This window comes from Bradyrhizobium algeriense, from assembly GCF_003062295.1.
In the GTDB taxonomy this organism is placed as follows: domain Bacteria; phylum Pseudomonadota; class Alphaproteobacteria; order Rhizobiales; family Xanthobacteraceae; genus Bradyrhizobium; species Bradyrhizobium algeriense.
The window spans coordinates 1-1,772 of sequence record NZ_PYCN01000127.1; the positions used below are offsets into that span (position 1 = coordinate 1).

Annotated in this window: 1 protein-coding gene and 1 pseudogene; both read left to right on the forward strand. The window is 62.1% G+C overall.

The features are described from left to right. The first annotated feature begins 178 nt into the window (after positions 1-178). Positions 179-1,384: a tyrosine-type recombinase/integrase gene (locus tag C7G61_RS42610; RefSeq protein ID WP_274542321.1), complete on the forward strand. Its 1,206-nt coding sequence runs from the start codon at positions 179-181 to the stop codon at positions 1,382-1,384. Beyond that, a pseudogene (locus C7G61_RS42615) lies at positions 1,381-1,772 on the forward strand (hypothetical protein); the annotation flags it as partial. The gene C7G61_RS42610 and the pseudogene C7G61_RS42615, both read left to right, overlap by 4 nt.

A 1,772-nucleotide genomic window follows, 5' to 3' on the forward strand; every position in this document is an offset into this window, starting at 1 on the left:
GCGGGATTATGCACACCCCGTGATTATGCGCAGCTCGCAGGAACAGGAGCCGATATCCATGGGATTCTCGGACGACTTCCGGCTGGCGAACTGCGCATAATTTCGGTCTTTCCTATCGAGCCTAATCAGCTCGATAGGAGATCAGCATGCAAAAAACGATCGTCATACAGCCTCGTGCTTGGCTGGAGGGGAGTATTCTTCAGCCCTTTCGCAATACGGGGAACACTTGCAGCGAAGGCGATATGCGCCGAACACTCAGTGCGCCTATCTGCGCTGCGTCGCGCACTTCGCCCATTGGCTGACTCAGGAGCGGCACGACTTGGCAGCGATCGGCCAGGGCGCCGTTGTGCGTTTTCTCTCGGAACACCTGCCGGCGTGTACCTGCCCCGACCCGGTCCGCCGCTTTCGCCATGAGTTGCAAGCGGCGCTGGGCCATCTTCTGGAGGTACTCGAAGCCGGCGGCGTGCCGCTGCAGTATCCGGCCCGCAATTCCGCTATGGAACGGGAGTTGACGCGCTTCGATACCCATATGCGCGACGTCTGGGGTTTGGCGGAGAGCACCCGTCGGCGGCGTTGCAGAGTGGTCGGGGAGTTTCTTGTCGAGCATTTCGGCGAGCGGCCCATCTCCATGACGACAGTCAAGGCCACATCCATCCGCCGCTTCATCCTTGGTGAACAGGGGCGAGGCCCCGCCGCCGTCGCCGCAATCGGCGTCGCCATTGCCTGTTATCTCCGCTTTCGCAGCATATCCGGCGACCGGGTGAACGAACTGAAGGCCGCAATTCCCCGAGTCGCACGCTGGCGGTTGGCCTCATTGCCAGAGGTGCTGACCGACACCGAGATCGACGAACTGCTGAGTTCGTTTGATCAGTCGTTCCCGTCGCGCCTGCGAGCTTATGCGATGGTGCGGTGCCTGATCGATCTCGGCCTGCGATCCGGCGAAGTCGTCAAGTTGCAGCTTGACGACATCAACTGGGCCGATGGCACGATCAACCTTGTCGGCACCAAGAGCCGACGGGCTGATGCTCTGCCCCTGCCGGCCGCAACGGGAGCGGCGATTGCAGCTTATCTGCGCGAAGAGCGGCCCGCGACGTCGAACCGAGCCATATTTGTTCGCCACGTCGCACCCTACGATGAACCGATCACGACCACGAGCGTCAAACGCGCAGTGCTGGCCGGCTACCGAATATGTGGATGGACGCGAACCGGTGTCCATATTCTCCGCCACAGCGCGGCCAGTCGACTTCTGCGCGCCGGCGCGCAGATGAAAGAGATTGCAGACATCTTGCGGCATCGAAGCCTCGACACGTCCGCCATCTATGCAAAGGTCGATCTGACCAACCTTGCCGCCGTGGCTTTGCCCTGGCCAGGGAGCGCGCAATGACCGGCGCGCGTACGATGCTCTCGCTGGCTAAGGACTATTTGTCCGAGCGCCGCGCCCTCGGTTTCAAGCTCAGGATGGAGGGCCATTACATCACCGCCTTCGCCCTGTTCGCCGACCAACACGGTCATCGGGGCCCACTCACCAACGGTATCGTCCTGAACTGGGTACGGGGGCAGGCCAAACAGGCCAGCCCGTTCTCCTGGGCTCGGCGCCTCGAGGTCCTTCGCCCGTTCGCGAGGTATCTGACGCGGCTCGATCCCGACACCGAGTTTCCCCAGACCGCGATCTTTGGTCGTTCACACCGCCGCCTCGCGCCGCACATCTATTCAGAGCAGGAGGTCTGCGACCTTATTGCTGCCGCTTCGCGGCTGACTCCCAAGGGCGGATT